This window comes from Arthrobacter sp. Soil_N43, from assembly GCF_057655195.1.
This window is the reverse complement of record NZ_JBDGML010000116.1, coordinates 57,859-77,071: the sequence shown is the minus strand read 5'-3', so window position 1 is coordinate 77,071 and position 19,213 is coordinate 57,859. Positions and strand designations below refer to the sequence as shown.

The following is a 19,213-nucleotide window of genomic DNA, read 5'->3' as shown; positions in this document are numbered from 1 at the left end:
AAATTCTGAAGTCTTGGGTTACGGGAAGAGGGAGGGCCCGGAGAAAAGTCAGCGCGGCGGGGCCGGCTGCTTTTCTCCGGACACCCTGCTAAACCTCTTCTACGGAACTGGGCTCTGCACGAGACAGATCGATGCCCAGTTCTTCCGCAGCCGTGAAGACTGCGTCATCAGAGTCACGCATTTCAATTGTGGTTCCGTCCGTGGAAAGCACTTCCACGTTCAGGCACAGCGACTGCATTTCCTTGATCAAGACCTTGAAGGACTCAGGAACGCCCGGCTCCGGGATGTTCTCGCCCTTGACGATGGCTTCGTAGACCTTCACACGACCGTGGATGTCATCCGACTTGATCGTCAGGAGCTCCTGGAGCGTGTAGGCGGCGCCGTAAGCTTCGAGCGCCCACACTTCCATTTCACCGAAGCGCTGGCCACCGAACTGTGCCTTACCACCCAGCGGCTGCTGCGTGATCATGGAGTACGGGCCGGTGGAGCGGGCGTGGATCTTGTCGTCCACCAGGTGGTGGAGCTTCAGGATGTACATGTAGCCGACCGAGATCGGATCCGGGAACGGCTCGCCGGAGCGGCCGTCGAACAGGCGGGTCTTGCCCGAGGAGTTGATCAGGCGGTCGCCGTCGCGCGTCGGGTTGGTGGAGTCCAGCAGGCCCGTGATTTCCTCTTCGCGGGCACCGTCGAAGACCGGCGTGGCAACAGTGGTCTGCCCACTCTCGCGCGGCAGGTTCGGCAGCTGCTTGGCCCACTCGGGCTCGCCTTCGATCTTCCAGCCGGTCTTGGCAACCCAGCCAAGGTGCGTTTCCAGCACCTGGCCGACGTTCATACGGCCCGGGACACCCAGCGGGTTCAGGACGATGTCGACGGGGGTACCGTCGGCAAGGAAGGGCATGTCCTCGACCGGAAGGATCTTGGAAATAACACCCTTGTTGCCGTGGCGGCCGGCGAGCTTGTCGCCGTCGGTGATCTTGCGCTTGGCAGCGACGTAGACGCGGACCAGCTGGTTCACGCCCGGGGGCAGCTCGTCGTCGTTGTCACGGTCGAAGACGCGGACGCCGATGACGGTGCCCGACTCGCCGTGGGGCACCTTCAGGGAGGTGTCGCGCACTTCGCGGGACTTCTCACCGAAGATGGCACGCAGCAGGCGCTCTTCCGGGGTCAGTTCGGTTTCACCCTTCGGGGTGACCTTTCCGACCAGGATGTCGCCGGCTTCGACCTCGGCACCGATGTGGATGATGCCGCGCTCGTCCAGGCCCGCCAGGACTTCCTCGGACACGTTGGGGATGTCACGGGTGATTTCCTCGGCACCAAGCTTGGTGTCGCGGGCATCGATCTCGTGCTCCTCGATGTGGATGGAGGAAAGAACGTCCTCGGCAACAATGCGCTGCGAGAGGATGATGGCGTCCTCGAAGTTGTGGCCTTCCCATGACATGAATGCCACGAGCAGGTTCTTACCGAGGGCGAGTTCGCCCTGGTCGGTTGCCGGGCCGTCAGCGATGATGCCGCCGACCTCGAGGCGCTGGCCTTCGCTCACCAGAACGCGGTGGTTGTAGCAGTTGCCCTGGTTGGAGCGGGCGAACTTGTTGATGCGGTAGTTGGTTTCCGTGCCGTCATCGTTGAGCATGATGACCAGCTCAGCGGAGACCTCGGTAACCACACCTGCCTTCTTCGCGATGACAACGTCACCGGCGTCGACAGCAGCTGCGCGCTCCATGCCGGTGCCGACGAACGGCGCCTCGGAGCGGACCAGCGGCACAGCCTGGCGCTGCATGTTGGCACCCATGAGTGCACGGTTGGCATCGTCATGCTCGAGGAACGGGATCAGGGCCGTTGCCACGGACACCATCTGGCGCGGGGAAACGTCCATGAACTGAACGTCGTCGGCGGGCACGAGCACTGGCTCGCCTCCACCACCGCGGGCACGGACCAGGACGGTCTCTTCAGCGAACTTCTTGTTGCTGTCAAGCGGCGCGTTGGCCTGTGCGATCAGGACCTCGGCTTCGTCGTCGGCCGTGAGGTACTGGACGTCGTCGGAAACGACGCCGTCCTTCACCAGGCGGTACGGGGTTTCGATGAAGCCGAACGGGTTGATGCGGCCGTAGGACGCCAGCGAACCGATCAGACCAATGTTCGGGCCTTCAGGCGTTTCGATCGGGCACATACGTCCGTAGTGGGACGGGTGAACGTCTCGGACTTCCATGCCTGCACGGTCACGGGACAGACCGCCCGGGCCAAGCGCGGACAGGCGGCGCTTATGGGTCAGACCCGACAGCGGGTTGTTCTGGTCCATGAACTGGGACAGCTGGGAAGTTCCGAAGAACTCCTTGATGGCTGCCACCACCGGGCGGATGTTAATCAGGGTCTGCGGCGTGATCGCTTCGACGTCCTGGGTGGTCATACGCTCGCGGACGACGCGCTCCATACGGGACAGGCCGGTGCGGACCTGGTTCTCGATGAGCTCGCCGACGGCGCGGATGCGGCGGTTGCCGAAGTGGTCGATGTCGTCGATTTCGACGCGCAGCTCGTGGTCTTCGCCGTCGCGCTTGCCCATGAGGGTCTTCTCGCCGGCGTGCAGCGCCACCAGGAACTTGATCATGGCGACGATGTCTTCAACGTGCAGGACCGAGGCTTCCTTGTCGCCAAGGGAGCGGTCGATGCCAAGCTTGCGGTTGATCTTGTAACGGCCGACCTTGGCCAGATCGTAGCGCTTGGAGTTGAAGTACAGGTTGTCCAGCAGGGACTGGGCAGCCTCGACGGTGGGCGGCTCGCCCGGACGCAGCTTGCGGTAGATGTCCAGCAGGGCGTCTTCGCGGGTTTCGGTGGCGTCCTTCTCCAGCGTGGCGCGCATGGAGTCGTACTGGCCGAACTCTTCGAGGATCTGGCCTTCGGTCCAGCCGAGGGCCTTCAGCAGTACGGTGACGGACTGCTTGCGCTTTCGGTCGAGGCGCACGCCGACCTGGTCGCGCTTGTCGATTTCGAGCTCGAACCATGCACCGCGGGACGGGATGATCTTTGCGGTGAAGATGTCCTTGTCGCTGGTCTTGTCAGCGGTGCGCTCAAAGTAGGCGCCCGGCGAACGGACCAGCTGGGAGACGACGACACGCTCGGTGCCGTTGACGACGAAGGTGCCCTTCTCGGTCATCAGCGGGAAGTCACCCATGAACACGGTCTGCTGCTTGATTTCGCCCGTGTTGTTGTTCATGAATTCGGCCTTGACGTACAGCGGTGCCGAGTACGTTGCGTCCCGGTCCTTGCATTCAGCCATGGTGTACTTCGGGTCAGCGAACTCCGGATCGGAGAAGCTCAGGGACATGGTGCCCTGGAAGTCCTCAATCGGGGAGATCTCTTCGAAGATGTCGGAAAGACCGGAGGTGGTGGCGACGCTGAGGTCGCCTTCTTCGACGGCCTTCGCTACGCGTGCCTGCCAGCGTTCGTTTCCAACCAGCCAGTCGAAGCTGTCTGTCTGGAGGGCAAGCAGATTCGGAACGTCAAGAGGTTCGTGAATCTTTGCGAATGAGAGTCGGCGAGTGGCACCATCGGTGCTTGCCGTGTTAGCGGTTTCGTTATTAGAGGTGCTCGAGGCGACCAAGAGGGATCCTTCCACAGACCTTCAGGCGTTTTCAGATCTCCCCCGCTATGTACCCTGCGAAAGTGACTCCGCAGCGCTACCATCCGGTTCCGCTATATGACCCGGACCTGGTCTGCCCATGCTGGTGACGTTGTACACGGCACATTGATGGAGCAGCTGCCAGGAGAAGCCCACCGCTATATGAAGGCTGAAGGTAAACAGGGAAGACGCAAATATCTACGATACGGCAAAACAGCACGCGTGTCTACCCCACTTCGGTTCGTATTGCAAGCACCGTTGCCGGAGGCACCTATCTGGGCAGGCAGGCCGCCGCGCCCGGAATTCAGTCCCGCGGTGCAGCGTTTGAATGGATAGGTGATCCTGCTCACGCTAACCTAGGCCTATATCGCCACAGATCGGAAGAGACAACCATGAGCAACTCCGCAGACAATAATGACGTTGTCATCCTGTCCGGCGCACGGACCCCGCAGGGCCGCCTCAACGGGCAGCTGGCGAGCTTCACCGCCGTCGAACTCGGGGCGCACGCCATCAAGGCTGCGCTCGCGGCCAGCGGCCTTCGGGCCGACCAGGTGGACGCGGTCATCATGGGCCAGGTGCTGCAGGCGGGGGCCGGCCAGAACCCGGCCCGGCAGAGCGCGATCGGCGCAGGGATCGGATGGAACGTGCCCACGGTGACCATCAACAAGGTGTGCCTCTCCGGGCTGACCGCCGTGATCGATGCGGCGAGGATGATCCGCAGCGGCGATGCCGCCGTCGTTGTCGCCGGAGGCCAGGAGTCCATGACGCGGGCACCGCACCTCCTTCCCGGTTCGCGCCAGGGCTGGACCTATGGCGCCATCCAGGCGCTCGACGTCGCCGCGCATGACGGCCTGACTGACGCGTTCGACGGACAGTCAATGGGCCTCTCCACTGAAAGCAAGAACCTTATGCTCGGCATTGACCGCACTTCGCAGGACAACGTCGCCGCCCAGTCGCACCAGAGGGCTGCCGTCGCCGCGAAGAACGGGATCTTCGACGACGAGATCGCACCCATCAGCGTCAAGCAGCGCAAGGGTGACCCAGTAACGGTGGCCACCGACGAAGGCGTCCGCCCCAACACGTCCATCGAATCGCTGGCGAGCCTCCGCGCCGCGTTTGTCACGGACGGCACCATCACCGCGGGGAACTCCTCTCCCCTGTCCGACGGCGCCTCCGCCCTGGTCCTGACGTCCCGCAAGTTTGCGGATGACAACGGCCTGGACTACCTGGCGGTGGTAGGCAAGCCGGGCCAGGTGGCCGGTCCCGACAACTCCCTGCACTCCCAGCCGTCCAACGCCATCCACAACGCACTCGCCCGCGCCGGCTGGGCCCTGGCGGACCTGGACTTCATCGAAATCAATGAGGCGTTCGGGTCGGTGGCCGTGCAGTCCCTCAAGGACCTCGACTACCCGCTGGAGCAGTGCAACATCCACGGCGGAGCCATCGCCCTGGGCCACCCCATCGGCGCCTCGGGTGCCCGGCTTGCCCTCCATGCGGCGCACGAGCTCAAGCGGCGCGGCCAGGGCAAGGCGGCTGTTTCCCTGTGCGGCGGCGGCGGCCAGGGCGAAGCCCTCCTGCTGTACCGCGACTGATGGAGACCCCGTCAATGGAGGCCTTGTCAGCGGCGGGGGCTGATGGCTCGGGAGCCACCGGCGCCGGAAGGGAGCGCTTCCTGGCCGACGCCGCGGCCCGCGGACTGGACGTCGAAATCGTGGAGCGGCTCGCCGCGCACAGCCTTGAGGAGGCTGCGCAAATCCTTGGGATCACGCCGGCCGACATCGTGAAGTCCCTCGTGGTGAAACACAAGGACGGCAGCTTCCTCTTTGCCCTCATTCCGGGCGACCGCCAGATTTCCTGGCCCAAGCTCCGGAACCTCGTGGGCGTCAACAAACTGTCCATGCCTGCGGCGGACGTTGCCCTCGAAGCCACGGGCTACGAGCGCGGGACCATCACCCCGCTGGGCAGCACCATGGCCTGGCCCGTCTACGCGGACCGGACCATTGTGGGCCGCCGCATCTCGATGGGCGCCGGCCAGCACGGCTACAGCGCCTTCGTCGACGCCGATGCCCTGGTGGCCGCGCTCGGCGCCGTGGTGGCGGATATCAGCGATCCCACGTAACCGGCGTTAAACGCAGGAATCCCCGCCCACCGGAGTGGACGGGGATTCCTTCAAAGCAGTCGTTACTTGAGGGTAACGGTGGCACCGGCAGCCTCGAGCTGCTCCTTTGCCTTCTCGGCAGCTTCCTTGGTGGCGCCTTCGAGAACAGCCTTGGGGGCGCTGTCAACCAGGTCCTTGGCTTCCTTGAGGCCCAGGGAGGTGATGGCGCGAACTTCCTTGATCACTGCGATCTTCTTGTCGCCAGCAGCTTCGAGAACGACGTCGAAGTCGGTCTTCTCTTCAGCTTCTTCTGCAGCGGCGCCGCCGGCGGGGCCAGCAACAGCAACAGCAGCAGCGGTAACTTCGAAGGTCTCTTCGAAGAGCTTGACGAACTCGGAGAGCTCGATGATGGTCAGTTCCTTGAAAGCTTCAATGAGCTCTTCGTTGGTGAGCTTCGCCATGGTCGGCGTCCTTCCTATAGTGGTGATCGGGCGGCGATATGCCGTGCCCTCACACCGGAGTCTGGTTTGAAAAGAGAATTAGTTCTCTTCTGCGGCGGCTTCAGCCGGAGCTTCGGCCTCTGCTGCTTCTGCGGCGGGTGCTTCGTCAGCGGCGGGAGCTGCGGCTTCAGCCGGAGCACCGTTCTCTTCTTCAAGCTTGAGGCGCAGGGCGTCGATGATGCGTGCAGCAGCGGCGGCAGGGGCCTTGAGGATGCCTGCAACCTTGGCGAGCTGCAGCTCGCGGGACTCGAGTGCTGCCAGGGCAGCAACTTCGCTGGCGTTCAGTGCCTTGCCCTCGAAGTAACCGGTCTTGATGACCAGCTGCTTGTTGGTCTTGGCAAAATCCGTCAGGCTCTTGGCAGCTGCAACTGCGTCACCCTTGATGAACGCGATTGCAGTGGGGCCGGCGAGCTGGCCGTCGAATGCTTCGACACCGGCTTCCTTGGCTGCAATGGCGGTCAGGGTGTTCTTGACGACCGCGAACTTGGTGTCCTGGCCGAGAGAAACACGCAGCTGCTTGAGCTGTGCAACGGTGAGCCCACGGTATTCGGTCAGGACAGCGGCGTTCGATTCCTTGAAATCGTTAGTGATCTCAGCTACTGCTGAAACCTTGGTAGGCGTTGCCATAACCCTCCTTCCGGGGATAGTGCCGGTATTCCGGGTCCCCGCTCAGGTGAGCTAAAACTAAAAACGCCCCGCGCAGATGCACGGGGCTTGGCTCAACGCGGTTCAGAACCGCGGAGCTTTGCTTCGTTCACCTGCGCCGGCCGCCCTACGTTCAGGGTCCTTCGTCCGGAAACCCACTGGCTCTCCCGCACACAACTGCAGAGTTGAGCTGAGCTCGAAAGAGTGGATTTCCAACAACCGACGGTCTTTGGTAGTTCAAGCGTACGGGACACGGCACCGGACCGCCAAATCGGCGGTCCGCCGGCAGGCTTCGACCGGTGCAGCTCAGCTTTTGCTGGGCCGCCGATCCGGAAGTTCCTTCTGCCAGATCCCGGTGACGCCCGCCGTCGTGAATCCCAACTGGCGGTTAACCGTCAGGAGGTACCGGTTTTCCGGGGCGTTCCAGGTGTAGATGACACGCGCATCGGGGAACTGTTCCGTGAGACGTTCCATGTTGGCCACCTTGATCAGCAGCCCCAGCTTGTTGCCGCGGTGTTCCTGCAGCACCACCGTGTCGTCCTGGAAGACCACGTCCTGCCGCTGCGCCAGGACGCTGATGGTGGTCAGCCCCACCAGCGTTCCGGTGGCAATGTGCTCGACGGCGGTCACCACCGTTCGCCGCCCCTGCGCGATGGTCACGTCCTCCGCCTCGCGCAGGATGCGGGCATCAAACACCATCCCCTCGTCCTCGCTTCCGGGGACCGGCAAGGCGTCCCCGCCGGCCTGGTTCTCCAGGACCGCGACGGCTTCGAGCCAGCGCTCCGGGCAGCGGTCAGTCCAATGGTGCAGGCGGTACCGGCCGTTGTTCGTTTCCTCTGCTTCGGCCTCGAGCTCCGCCACGAGCTTGGTGTCCAGCGGCAGGGCACAGGAACTGAACTGTTCAATGTGCTGGAGCGTGTAGCCGGTACGGCGGGCGAAGTCGACTTCCCTGCTCCCGAGGGGCACGAAACCCTGCCCGGAACCGGGCACCAACTGCTCAGACGCAAACTCATGCAGCGACGCCCCGGGATGGTTGGTATCGATCAGGATCATGGTCCTGCCCTCGTCACGGGCAAAACCCTCCGCGGCCTCCAGCAGCTGCCGGCCGACGCCCTGGCCCTGGTATTCGGGCAGGATGTCCAGCGTGAACTCCGCCAGGTCAAGGTTGTCGGTCAGCGGCAGGGCGATGTCCACGGTGCCCACGATCTCGCCGTCGATCTTGGCAACCAGGATGACCTGCCGCTCGTAGGGATCGTCGAGCTCAAGGAGCTTCTCCAGCGGGGCGTATGCGAGGTCGTCACTCCCCCAGGTCTGCATCCTGACCTTGCGGCCCACTTCCACTGCGGCCAGAAAGTCCGCAGCGTCGGGCGCATCGATGGAATTAGGGATGAACAACTGCTCTATCCGCACTTCACTTGCCATAGGGGGCATCTTCCCAGCCGTTTCTGCCTCTCGCCCTCTCAGGGTACGGGCTTAAGTCCACGCGGAGTATCCACCGCCAGCATATGACGGTCAGCGGCGGCGCTGCCACTCGCCGTCGTAGCCGGCGGGCCGGAAGCCCAGCGCAACGTTGATCGCGAGCATATGGCTGTTCTCCGCGGCATTGAACGTAAGGATCCGCTCAACCGACGGATGTTCCGCTGCCAGGCGTCTCAGATTGAGGATCTTGACCAGCATGCCCAGCCGGTTGCCCCGGTGCTTTGCGGCCACGAGGGTGTCATCCTGTTCCGCGAGCCAGGGCTTCGCTGCGGAGTACTGCAGGACAGAATAGGCGGCGAGCTCACCGCTGGCGGTGTGCCGTGCCACGGCAACGAGGGACTCCTGCCCCGTTGCCTTCCACTCATCCTCGAGGTGCCGGACCCGTTTGGCATCCCACGCTTCCGGATCGTAGTGGAGAGCCCCGGCCGGGCTGTCGGTGCTCATCCGGGACATGAGGACCGCCATCTGGTCCACATATTCATCGGGGCAGCGGTCCTTCCAGCTGAGGAGTTCATAGCGGTCCCCGGCGATTGATCCGGCTTCCCGTTCGAGCGCGTCCAGGATCCCGTTCGACGGCGGCATGTCCAGGGCGCTGAAGCGCGTCACCTGCTCCAGTGCGTAGCCGGCAGCACGAGCGAACCGCACGGCCCTGGACTCGGCAGGAACACCGCCCGTGCCGGTGCCGGGCCTGAGGATCCCGGGCCCGTCAGGATCGAAGCCGGGAGGGTGCTCGGTGAAGCTCTGCAGAGTGGTCCGGCCGCTGCTGGCGGCAATGTCCTCGGCGTGCTGCAGCAGCGCGCGCCCGATGCCCCTGCCGGTGAACTCCTTCAGCACGTCCACGCGGACCATGGCGTCCTGGAGGTTCTCTTTCAGCGGCAGCCTGATCCACGATCTGGCGGCCATGCGCCCGTCAAGGCGGACGTAGAAAAGCCGCATCTGCTGGTAGTCGTCGTCCCGCCACGCCTCAAGCCGGGCGTCGCGGGGTGTGGCGCGGTCAAGGTTGCCCCACGTTTCGAGTACCAGGGCGTCGCTGAGCTCGCTGTACTCCAGGAAGTCTGCAGCGCCCGCCGCTTCGAGGGAGGCAGGGAGAACCAGGGGCTCAATGCGGTAAGACATCGTCGTCACCGGTTCAGCCTAGCTTTGTGGCCCCGCATGCTCCAGAGGTGCGCCTTGACTCCGTGGAAACCTGTGTGGCCGGTAGGTTGTCTTCATGCAACCGGAGTGGAGTCCCCGCATCAGCTGGCCTGATCTGCCCAACCACGTTCAAACCGGAGTCGAGCAGATTCTGGGCGAGCCTGTCGTGCAGGCGGCAGCCCAACAGGGCGGGTTTTCCCCGGGGACCGCCGACAGGGTGCGCACGGTTTCGGGCCGGCGGGCGTTCGTCAAGGCCGTCGGCCCCCATCTGAATGAGCACTCACCGGCCCTCCACCGGCGGGAAGCGGCAATCACTGCGGCCCTGCCGGACACGCTGCCTGCGCCCGCATTGCTCGGAACCTTCGACGACGGTGACTGGGTGGCGCTGGTCCTCAGCGATGTGGACGGCCGGCATCCGCACATCCCCTGGCGCGCCGGGGAACTGGCGGCCGTCCTGGACGCACTCTTGGTTCTGTCACGGACCCCTGTCCCTGCGGCCTTGAAGCACTTGCCCACGCTGGCGGAGGAGTTGGGCGGGGCTTTCAGGGGCTGGGACCGGATTCGCAGGAATCCGCCCGCAGGCTGCAATCCGTGGATTCTGGAGAATCTCGGGGTGCTCGAACAGCTTGCGGAATCCGGGCTGGAGGACCTGAAGGGAGGTTCGCTGGTCCACACCGATGTGCGGGCGGACAACATCCTGATCACACCCGGCTGCAGAGCGGTCCTCGTCGACTGGCCGTGGGCTTGCATCGGTCAGGGATGGATGGACGCGCTGGGCGTGCTGGTGAATGTTCGCGCGTTCGACCCCGCCTTCGATGTGGATGCCGTGCTGCAGTCCCACACCGTGTTCGATGCGGCCGAAACCGGGAGTGTGGACCGCGTCCTGTCAGGTTTGGGCGCCTACTTCACCGATGCCGCCCGCCTGCCGTCCCCGGCGGGACTGCCCACCCTGCGGACATTCCAGCGCCAACAGGCCGAGGCCGTCATCCACTGGCTCCGCGATCGGCTCTCGTGACCCGGTGGTCCGTATGCCGAATCCCTGCAGCCAATCCGTGCAGCGAAACAAAAGACCGCCCGGCGCAGTGCCGGGCGGTCTTTTGGTGTTTGCCGGAATACCGGCGGGTGGTTCGCGAGGATTAAGCCTCGGTCAGCACCTTGGTGACGTTGGGGTCAACGGTGATGCCGGGACCGAACGTGGTGGCAACCGTGGCCTTCTGGATGTAACGGCCCTTGGAAGCCGACGGCTTCAGACGAAGCACCTCTTCCAGAGCGGCTGCGTAGTTCTCAGCCAGCTTGACGGCGTCGAACGAAACCTTGCCGATGATGAAGTGCAGGTTGGAGTGCTTGTCGACGCGGAAGTCGATCTTTCCACCCTTGATGTCGTTGACAGCCTTGGTGACGTCAGCCGTCACGGTGCCGGTCTTCGGGTTCGGCATGAGGTTACGCGGACCGAGGACCTTACCGAGGCGGCCAACCTTGCCCATGAGGTCAGGGGTGGCAACGGCTGCGTCGAAGTCGGTCCAGCCGCCGGAGATCTTTTCGATCAGGTCGTCGGAGCCAACGAAGTCGGCGCCGGCAGCGATTGCTGCCTCAGCCTTGTCGCCGGTTGCGAAAACGAGAACGCGGGCGGTCTTACCGGTGCCGTGCGGCAGGTTGACGGTGCCACGGACCATCTGGTCAGCCTTACGCGGGTCAACGCCCAGGCGGAAAGCAACCTCAACGGTCGCGTCGAACTTGGAAGGGTTGGATTCCTTCGCCAGGCTGATGGCCTCGAACGGGGCGTAGACCTTGTCTGCCTCGATCTTGGCTACGGCTGCCTCATATGCTTTGCTGCGCTTTGCCATGCTGCTTATTTCTCCTTGTGCAGTTGTGGTCTGCGGACCGCGCTGGGCCCTGCCACAGTCGGGACTCCGGCTGTTTTTATCCGAACCGGATTTCCGACATTCAAATGTTTCAATGGTGCCGGTTTCCCGGCAGTGGTGCCGGTTTCCCGGCGGTGCTGCCCGTCGTCGTCGTCGGTTTCCCGATCCCGGCGCCGAATCAGCGGTGAGGGAATTAACCCTCGACGGTGATGCCCATGGAGCGGGCGGTGCCGGCGATGATCTTCGCTGCGCCTTCGAGGCTCGTGGCGTTGAGGTCTTCCATCTTGGTGGAGGCGATCTCGTTGACCTGGGCCTGGGTCAGCTTGGCAACCTTGACGGTGTGCGGGGTGGCTGAACCCTTGGCGACGCCTGCAGCCTTCTTGATGAGCTCTGCAGCCGGCGGGGTCTTGGTGATGAACGTGAAAGAACGGTCTTCGTAGACCGTGATTTCAACGGGAATGACGTTTCCGCGCTGGGCTTCCGTCGCAGCGTTGTACGCCTTGCAGAATTCCATGATGTTGACACCGTGCTGGCCAAGCGCAGGACCGATCGGCGGGGCCGGGTTGGCGGCACCTGCCTGGATCTGCAGCTTGATGAGGCCGGTGACCTTCTTCTTGGGAGCCAATGTAGGGTCCTTCTCTCAAATACGTCCTGGGACACAGGAGCGTGCCTCAGGTGGTTGACCGCCATGGCGAGGCGGCCTGCCGTCCCGGAACTGCTAAAGCGGGCAACCCGGGACGAAATCTGTGGGTGTTGCTAGATCTTGGAGACCTGGTTGAAGGCCAGCGTGACCGGGGTCTCGCGCTCGAAGATGGAAACCAGCACCACGAGGGTCTGGGATTCGATCTTGATCTCGGAGATCGTGGCGGGGAGGGTCTCGAACGGACCTTCCTTGACGATGACGGACTCGCCGACTTCGAAGTCGACGTCCACGGGAGTGGCGGCGTGCTTGACCGGCTTGCCCTTCTCGGCCTGCTCTTCTTCGAAGACCGGGGCGAGCATGGAGAAGACCTCGTCGAGGCGCAGCGGCACGGGGTTGTGGGCGTTGCCCACGAAACCGGTGACACCCGGTGTGTGGCGGACGGCGCCCCAGGAGGCGTCGGTCAGGTCCATGCGGACCAGCACGTAGCCTGGGATGCGGACGCGGTTAATGACCTTGCGCTGGGCGTTCTTGATCTCAACGACTTCTTCCATCGGCACCTGGATTTCGAAGATGTAATCTTCCATGTCCAGGGTCTGGATGCGGGTCTCAAGGTTGGCCTTCACGCGGTTTTCGTAGCCGGCGTAGGAGTGGATGACGTACCAGTCACCCTCCTGGCGGCGCAGCTTGGCCTTGAACTCTTCGGCGGGATCGACGGCGGCCTTGGCGGCAGCGGCGGCGAGGGCGTCCGAGTCTTCGTCGCCTTCGGCTGCTTCGGTTTCGTCCTCGTCTGTTTCGGCTGCTTCGTCCTCAGAGTCAGACTCTGCGTCGTCCTCGGCGTCTACGTCTGATTCGTCGCCAGCTTCAGCAGCGGCATCAGAGTCGGAATCGGGCGCAGCAGACTCAACCTCAGACCCTTCGACGGGCTCAGCCGCGGCGTCGGCCACGCTGTCCGCGGGCCCATCCAGCTCAGTCTCAGTTACCTCGAGCTTGTGCTCAGACACTTGGTCTCCTGCTTCCTCATTGCCTAACTTGCCTATTTAAATGGCTCAATTCCGCACACTTCGCAGCTCTTCCGAAAATCGGAAGAGTCCACGCAGTCTGCGGACCGATCGCCTTAGCGGTCCTGGGGGGCCGTACCGCCGAAGACCCAGCTCACCGCGGTGCCGAAGCCCAAGTCCAGCAAGGTGACGATAACCATCATGATGGCCACGAATACCAGCACCACGAGCGTGTAGTTGATCAGTTCCTTGCGGGTCGGTGCGACGACCTTCTTCAGTTCGCCGATTACCTGGCGGACGAAGAGTGCGATTCGAGCGAAGAAGCCTGCCTTGGCGGCTTTCTTTGCGGGGCGGCCCTTGGAGCTGCTTGCAGCCGTTTCGGTCACCTGGTCCTCACTCATCCTCGCAATGTCGGATTACCCGGCTCTGAACTGAACCATGGTTGCTGCGCTTGCTCCGGCTTCCGCCGGAACAGCTTGCGCAGGGCAGACAGGACTCGAACCTGCAACCTGCGGTTTTGGAGACCGCTGCGCTACCAATTGCGCCACTACCCTATGGACCAACACTGATCCCTGTGGATTGAAAACTGATTCACGCCGCGCTCGATCCACAGACTTTCCTGAGGCGCACGTCATCATCGTGTTTTCAACACCGGAGAACTAGTCTACGCAACAACTTCGCTTACGTCGAACCAGCTCATTTCGGACTGCCGCGGAGGAGGAGGAAACCTGACCGGGATTCGGTCACATAGCCGCACCCCACCTCGAACGATCCGGTGAACAGCATAGAGTAGATTCCGTCGAATTCCACCATTCAGCTACCGAGCTGCAATCGAAGAACGGACCCGCCATGTCTGCCGCCCGCGTTTCCCAGCGCATTTCCGCCATTGCCGAATCCGCCACCTTGGCTGTCGACGCCAAGGCCAAGGCGCTGAAGGCGGCCGGCCGGCCCGTGATTGGCTTCGGCGCAGGCGAGCCCGACTTCCCTACGCCGGACTACATCGTCAAGGCCGCCATCGAAGCCGCCAGCCAGCCGAAGTACCACCGCTACTCCCCTGCCGGCGGCCTGCCGGAGCTGAAGAAGGCCATTGCCGAGAAGACTTTCCGCGACTCCGGCTACAAGGCCGATCCCTCCCAGGTGCTGGTCACCAACGGCGGCAAGCAGGCCGTGTACAACACCTTCGCCACGCTCGTGGACCCGGGCGACGAAGTGATTGTTCCCACACCCTTCTGGACCACGTACCCGGAAGCCATCCGGCTGGCCGGCGGTGTGCCGGTGGAGGTTTTCGCCGGACCCGAGCAGGACTACCTCGTTACCGTGGAGCAGCTGGAGGCGGCGGTCACGGACCGCACCAAGATCCTGCTCTTTGTCTCCCCCTCCAACCCCACCGGTTCCGTGTACTCCCCCGAACAGGTTGCGGAAATCGGCCAGTGGGCTGCCTCCAAGGGCCTCTGGGTGGTCACTGACGAGATCTACGAGCACCTGACCTACGACGGCGTCCCCTTCACCTCCATCGCGACGGCGGTTCCCGAACTGGGCGACAAAGTTGTCATCCTCAACGGCGTGGCCAAGACCTACGCCATGACCGGCTGGCGTGTGGGCTGGATGATCGGCCCGGCAGACGTCATCAAGGCCGCCACCAACCTCCAGTCCCATGCCACGTCCAACGTGTCCAACATCCCGCAGATCGCGGCCCTCGCCGCCGTGTCCGGGCCGCTGACCGCTGTCGATGAGATGAAGGTCGCCTTTGACCGCCGCCGCAAGGCGATCGTCGCCGGACTCAACGCCATCGAGGGCATTGAATGCCCGACGCCGAAGGGCGCCTTTTACGTCTACGCGGACGTCCGCGGTCTACTCGGCAAGGAGTTCCCGACGGCGAACGGTCCCGTCCGGCCTGCGACGTCCGCCGAACTCGCGGCGCTGATCCTGGACGAGGTGGAGGTTGCCGTGGTTCCCGGCGAAGCCTTCGGCCCCTCCGGGTACCTGCGGCTGTCCTACGCCCTTGGTGACGACGACCTCGCCACCGGCGTTGCCCGCCTGCAGGACTTCCTGGGCAAAGCCAAGTAGCCAACGCTCCCTCACTTCCCGCAGGAACTTTCCCAACGCTCCCTCACTTCCTGCAGGAAAATCACGGGCACTCCCTCACATCCTGCAAGAAAAGCTCAAACGCTCCCGCACCAAAAAGGTGCGGGAGCGTTTTCTTTTGGGCGGCAGGAACTGAGGGAGCGTCGGGCGTTGGGCAGCAGGAAGTGAGGGAGCGTCAGGCGTTGGGCAGCAGGAAGTGAGGGAGCGTCGGGCGTTGGGCAGCAGGAAGTGAGGGAGCGTCGGGGGTGGGCTAGAGGAGGCGGCGCTCCGCTGCCCACTTGGTGAGTTCGTGCCGGCTGGAGAGCTGCAGCTTCCTCAACACCGCCGAGACGTGCGTTTCCACGGTCTTGATGGAGATAAACAGTTCCTTGGCCACCTCCTTGTAGCTGTAGCCGCGCGCGATGAGCCGCATGACCTCGAGTTCGCGGGCTGAGAGCTTGTCCAATTCGTCGTCGGCAATGTCGGCGGGGGCTGTACCGAACGCATCCAGAACGAAGCCGGCGAGCCGTGGAGAAAACACGGCGTCACCCCCGGCCACACGGAAGACCGCGTCCGTGATCTCGGACCCGGAAATCGTCTTGGTCACATAGCCGCGGGCGCCGGCACGGATCACGGCGACAACGTCCTCGGCGGCGTCTGACACGCTGAGCGCCAGGAACTTCGTGGCCCCCAGCAACGCGGCCGAGCCGGCGATGACCTCCCGTCCTCCGCCGCCCAGTCCGCCGGGGAGGTGCACGTCCAGCAGCACTACCTCAGGTCGCGTACGGGCGATGACCTCGATGGCCTGCTCCACCGTTCCCGCCTCCCCCACGACGATCACGCGCGGATCCAGGTCGGCTTTCAGGCCCGAGCGGAAGATTGCGTGGTCGTCCACGATCACTACCCTCACGGTTTGCCCCTGGCCTGCTGCCCGCGTTCCGTCCAGTGCCGGCGTGCTCATGGCTTTCCTTCCCCGTTTTCCGCGACGGCCGCAGGTAGCCTCAGGCGAACCTCCGTGCCATCCGCGCTGCTGTTGATATCGGCAGTGCCGCCGTGCCGTTTCATACGGCCAATGATGGATTCCCGGACGCCCAGCCTGTCCTCCGGGACCGCGTGCAGTTCGAATCCTGCGCCGCGGTCCTTCACGAAGACTTCAACGCCGGCGTCGGACACCTCAAGGTACACGGACACGGGTCCGCCGCCGTGGCGGGAGGCGTTGAGCATGGCCTCGCGGCTGGCCTGGACCAGGGCCTCGTGCCGGTCGGTCATCACGGTGTCGCCCACGCTCACCACGTCCACCGCGTTGCCGAGGCCGTCTTCGACCTCGGCAGCGGCGGCTTTGATCCTGTCAGAGAGCTGACCGGACTCTTTGGCTGGGTCCTTGAAGAGCCAGCCGCGCAGTTCCCTCTCCTGGGCCCGGGCCAGCCTCACGACGTCGTGCTCGTTGCCGGCGCGGCGCTGGATCAGGGCAAGGGTCTGCAGAACCGAGTCATGCAGGTGCGCGGCGATTTCCGCGCGCTCGGTCTCGCGCACCCTGCCTGCACGTTCGGTCTCGAGGTCGCGCCAGAACTTCAGGCCCCAGGGAAGCAGCACCAGCGCCACGCCGCCGAGCACGGCCACGGACGCCAGCAGCGCCAGCCACGTCTGCTCCCAAGAGCCGGAGCCGGACACCATCACCAGCACGCCGGCGACCACGAGCGCCAGCCCGGCGGCCAGCCGTGCCCAGCCGCCCGCCTGGTCCGCCTTGGTCTTGTCCACGAGGCCGGCGCGGCGTGTCTCATCAAGCTGCATCCAGGCGATAGCGGCACCGCCGAGGATCGCGGCGGCAGGGATGAGCGTCCCCAGCGGGACGTCTGCACCGAGCAGCCTGGCAATCAGGATCCCGGCCACGAGCAGCAGGCCGGACCCGAGCAGGATTTCCTTGCCATAGCGCATGGTGCGCACCCGGAACCAGGGGCCGGTGCCCGTGGTGGCCGCAGCGGCGGTGCCGGGCGCCGCGCCGGCGGTACCGAGTGCCGCGCCGGGCGCCGTCGGTTGGAAGGAGGTTCCGTCGTCGTACATTGCGGACGGGAAGGTGGCTGCCTGAAGCTGAGGGTCGGCGGACTGCGCGGTAGCGCCGCCGACAGGGGGGCCGCCCACCGGGGGGCCGCTCAGGGGGCGGCTGTTCACTGCGGGGCCGCTCACGGCAGGAGCAATCGGCGACGCCGGACGCTTGGCGTTCCGCCGGGCGGCCTCATCTGCGGTCGGAACCATGATCCAGAGCCACGCGTAAAAGACAAGCCCCGCGCCGCCGGCGAGCGCGGCCACCGCCATGCCGAGCCGCACCATCCGCACCGGCCAGCCCAAATGGGCCGCCAGGCCGGAGCAGACTCCGGCGATCATGCGGTCGCTGCTGCGGACCAGCGGCGGGCGGACGGGAACGGTGGTCATGCATCAATCCAAACACGGATCAGGGTTCCGCGGACCGCATTCCGGCCGGGACCAGGGTCAGGTCAGGGGCGGCTCAGGGTACTCCCCAATAGAGGCGGAGAGCGCTGAACGGCAGTATCGAAGTATGAACTCGCAAAACCCAAACCCCTCTGATGGGCAGCAGCCCGCCGACAAGTCGGACGACCAGGCGCACTCCCCCGAAGCAGCCCAGCCCGAGGCCCCTGCTGACCGCCCCGCTGAACCCGGGCATGACGCCGCGCCCGGCCCGCAGACCGAGCCTTTGCTCCCTCCGCCGCTCTACACCCACGGCCTGCCCGGCAGCCACGACCTGCCCGGAAGCCACGGCGCGCCCGGCGGGACCGCCGGTGCCGCCGGTGCCGCCTTCGGCGCCGGCTACGGCCAGCCGCCCCGGCAGCTGGACTTCTTCGACTGGATCCGCAGCCACGGCATATACCGCGGACGCGACCGCTGGATCGGAGGCGTCTCGAGCGGCATCGCCGAGCGGATGGGCATCGACCCACTGATCGTCCGGGGCATCTTCATCGTGCTGACCCTGTTTGCCGGCATCGGTGTGCTCCTTTACGGCATCGGCTGGGCGCTCCTCCCCGAACCGGACGGCCGCATCCACACGCAGGAAGCGGGCGCCGGCCGCTGGACCACCGGCATGACAGGCGCCCTGGTCACCACGGTCATCGGCTTCACCGGCCTGGGCGGCGGCTACTGGGGCTGGGGCCGCGACGGCTTCGGCTTCTTCTGGGCCCTGTTCTGGATCGGCGGCCTCGTTTACCTCATCTACTTCCTCACCCAGCGCAACAGGAAGAGCACTGGAGCAGCCATGACCAACACACCGGCGGGCAGCAGGTCCGCGTATGGATACACAGCCACGGAGGGCTCCCCCGCCGCCGGCTCTGCAGCCTCGTTCGCTGCGGGCACTGCGGACACCTCCAGCGCCTCAGGCGCGTCGGGCACCTATGGCGCCGGGCCGGCGTCGGGACCCCACCCGCCGTACGCACCCAATAACCCCTACGCCCCCAACACCCCGTACGGCGGCGGCTTCGGCAGCGTACCGCCCCGCGGACCGGCGCCGGTGCCCGCCCCCGTCCCGTCACCAAAATCAAAGCCGGCTGGACCCGGCACGCCTGCCGTCGCCATCACCGCCGGCCTGGCGCTGCTGGTTGGCGGCTCTCTCAAGGCGCTCGACGCCGGCAACGTGATTGATCTGGGCAGTTCCGCCAACGCTGTGGTCTGGGCCAGCGGCGCCGCCGTCCTTGGCCTGGGAATCCTGCTGGCGGGCCTCAGGGGCAGGACCTCGGGGATCCTCGGCTTCTTCGCCGTGGTCGCCCTGATCATCGGCGGCGTCTTCAACGCAGTGCCGAACGGTGACCGCTTCCGCTTCCAGAACGCAGACTGGAACCCCGCCAGCATCGAGCAGGCCCGTGACGGGTTCCAGATCACTGGCGGCCGGGGAACTGTTGACCTCACCGGACTGAACGCAACCGCGCCGCTGCCCAGCGACGTCGTGGTCCCCATGGACGTGACCGCCAGCAACGTCACGGTCATCCTGCCGAGCACCGTGCCGGTGGACGTCCGGGCCGACATGACGCTGGGGAACCTCCACGAAGGCACGAACCAGCGCGGCGGCATCACCTCGAGGCAGAGCAGCTACAACACCGACAGGCCCGGCGCCCGGCTGATCCTGCAGATCGACGGAACGGTCAGCAACATCACCATCCAGGAAGGCAACTGA

At 64.8% G+C, this 19,213-nt stretch carries 16 protein-coding genes and 1 tRNA gene; 5 read left to right on the top strand and 12 right to left on the bottom strand.

Annotated elements, in window-relative coordinates; genetic code table 11:
• Window positions 1–88 precede the first annotated feature (88 nt).
• The gene (gene rpoB / locus AC3A3W_RS17905; protein ID WP_487444341.1) at window positions 89–3,595 is read right to left on the bottom strand and encodes a DNA-directed RNA polymerase subunit beta; all 3,507 of its coding nucleotides are present in this window, start codon (window positions 3,593–3,595) and stop codon (window positions 89–91) included.
• Between the two features lie 410 nt (window positions 3,596–4,005).
• On the opposite strand from rpoB, the gene AC3A3W_RS17900 reads away from it, so the two are divergent.
• Both AC3A3W_RS17900 and AC3A3W_RS17895 read left to right on the top strand, forming a co-directional pair.
• Entirely contained in the window at window positions 4,006–5,205 is a 1,200-nt protein-coding gene (locus AC3A3W_RS17900) for an acetyl-CoA C-acetyltransferase (RefSeq protein ID WP_487444340.1), read from the top strand.
• A gap of 14 nt (window positions 5,206–5,219) precedes the next feature.
• The gene (locus tag AC3A3W_RS17895; protein WP_487444339.1) at window positions 5,220–5,732 is read left to right on the top strand and encodes an aminoacyl-tRNA deacylase; all 513 of its coding nucleotides are present in this window, start codon (window positions 5,220–5,222) and stop codon (window positions 5,730–5,732) included.
• A 62-nt stretch (window positions 5,733–5,794) separates the two neighbouring features.
• On the opposite strand, the gene rplL is transcribed toward AC3A3W_RS17895, so the two are convergent.
• The 4 genes from rplL to AC3A3W_RS17875 all read right to left on the bottom strand — a co-directional run bounded on the left by rplL (window position 5,795) and on the right by AC3A3W_RS17875 (window position 9,451).
• Window positions 5,795–6,172, bottom strand: a complete 378-nt coding sequence (gene rplL / locus AC3A3W_RS17890) for a 50S ribosomal protein L7/L12 (RefSeq protein ID WP_091251969.1) — start codon at window positions 6,170–6,172, stop codon at window positions 5,795–5,797.
• A 78-nt stretch (window positions 6,173–6,250) separates the two neighbouring features.
• Window positions 6,251–6,838 (bottom strand): 50S ribosomal protein L10, encoded by a 588-nt coding sequence (rplJ, locus tag AC3A3W_RS17885; protein ID WP_487444338.1) that lies wholly within the window; start codon window positions 6,836–6,838, stop codon window positions 6,251–6,253.
• A gap of 324 nt (window positions 6,839–7,162) precedes the next feature.
• Entirely contained in the window at window positions 7,163–8,278 is a 1,116-nt protein-coding gene (locus tag AC3A3W_RS17880) for a GNAT family N-acetyltransferase (protein ID WP_487444337.1), read from the bottom strand.
• 90 nt (window positions 8,279–8,368) lie between these two features.
• Window positions 8,369–9,451, bottom strand: coding sequence for a GNAT family N-acetyltransferase (locus tag AC3A3W_RS17875; RefSeq protein ID WP_487444363.1), 1,083 nt, complete (start codon window positions 9,449–9,451; stop codon window positions 8,369–8,371).
• 94 nt (window positions 9,452–9,545) lie between these two features.
• On the opposite strand from AC3A3W_RS17875, the gene AC3A3W_RS17870 reads away from it, so the two are divergent.
• Entirely contained in the window at window positions 9,546–10,484 is a 939-nt protein-coding gene (locus tag AC3A3W_RS17870) for a phosphotransferase (protein WP_487444336.1), read from the top strand.
• A 121-nt stretch (window positions 10,485–10,605) separates the two neighbouring features.
• Here AC3A3W_RS17870 and rplA read toward each other — a convergent pair whose 3' ends face one another.
• From rplA to AC3A3W_RS17845, 5 genes are all read right to left on the bottom strand, one after another.
• Window positions 10,606–11,313 (bottom strand): 50S ribosomal protein L1, encoded by a 708-nt coding sequence (gene rplA, locus AC3A3W_RS17865; protein WP_205652806.1) that lies wholly within the window; start codon window positions 11,311–11,313, stop codon window positions 10,606–10,608.
• A gap of 211 nt (window positions 11,314–11,524) precedes the next feature.
• Complete coding sequence (gene rplK, locus AC3A3W_RS17860; protein WP_003803853.1) at window positions 11,525–11,956, bottom strand: 50S ribosomal protein L11; 432 nt, start codon at window positions 11,954–11,956, stop codon at window positions 11,525–11,527.
• Window positions 11,957–12,087: 131 nt separating this feature from the next.
• Window positions 12,088–12,975, bottom strand: a complete 888-nt coding sequence (nusG, locus tag AC3A3W_RS17855) for a transcription termination/antitermination protein NusG (protein WP_487444335.1) — start codon at window positions 12,973–12,975, stop codon at window positions 12,088–12,090.
• 113 nt (window positions 12,976–13,088) lie between these two features.
• On the bottom strand, window positions 13,089–13,373 hold the full coding sequence (secE, locus tag AC3A3W_RS17850) for a preprotein translocase subunit SecE (protein ID WP_205652808.1): 285 nt from the start codon (window positions 13,371–13,373) through the stop codon (window positions 13,089–13,091).
• 80 nt (window positions 13,374–13,453) lie between these two features.
• Window positions 13,454–13,526, bottom strand: a tRNA-Trp gene (locus tag AC3A3W_RS17845).
• Between the two features lie 295 nt (window positions 13,527–13,821).
• On the opposite strand from AC3A3W_RS17845, the gene AC3A3W_RS17840 reads away from it, so the two are divergent.
• Window positions 13,822–15,039: a pyridoxal phosphate-dependent aminotransferase gene (locus tag AC3A3W_RS17840; protein ID WP_487444334.1), complete on the top strand. Its 1,218-nt coding sequence runs from the start codon at window positions 13,822–13,824 to the stop codon at window positions 15,037–15,039.
• Window positions 15,040–15,307: 268 nt separating this feature from the next.
• Here the strand turns inward: AC3A3W_RS17840 and AC3A3W_RS17835 are convergent, their stop codons facing one another.
• Together AC3A3W_RS17835 and AC3A3W_RS17830 are read right to left on the bottom strand one after the other, a co-directional pair.
• On the bottom strand, window positions 15,308–15,997 hold the full coding sequence (locus AC3A3W_RS17835) for a LuxR C-terminal-related transcriptional regulator (RefSeq protein WP_487444333.1): 690 nt from the start codon (window positions 15,995–15,997) through the stop codon (window positions 15,308–15,310).
• Window positions 15,994–17,466 carry an ATP-binding protein gene (locus AC3A3W_RS17830; protein ID WP_487444332.1) on the bottom strand — a complete coding sequence of 491 codons (1,473 nt, stop codon included), beginning with the start codon at window positions 17,464–17,466 and terminating at the stop codon, window positions 15,994–15,996. The genes AC3A3W_RS17835 and AC3A3W_RS17830 overlap by 4 nt, the downstream gene beginning before the upstream one ends.
• A 124-nt stretch (window positions 17,467–17,590) precedes the next feature.
• On the opposite strand from AC3A3W_RS17830, the gene AC3A3W_RS17825 reads away from it, so the two are divergent.
• Window positions 17,591–19,213, top strand: a complete 1,623-nt coding sequence (locus AC3A3W_RS17825; RefSeq protein WP_487444331.1) for a PspC domain-containing protein — start codon at window positions 17,591–17,593, stop codon at window positions 19,211–19,213.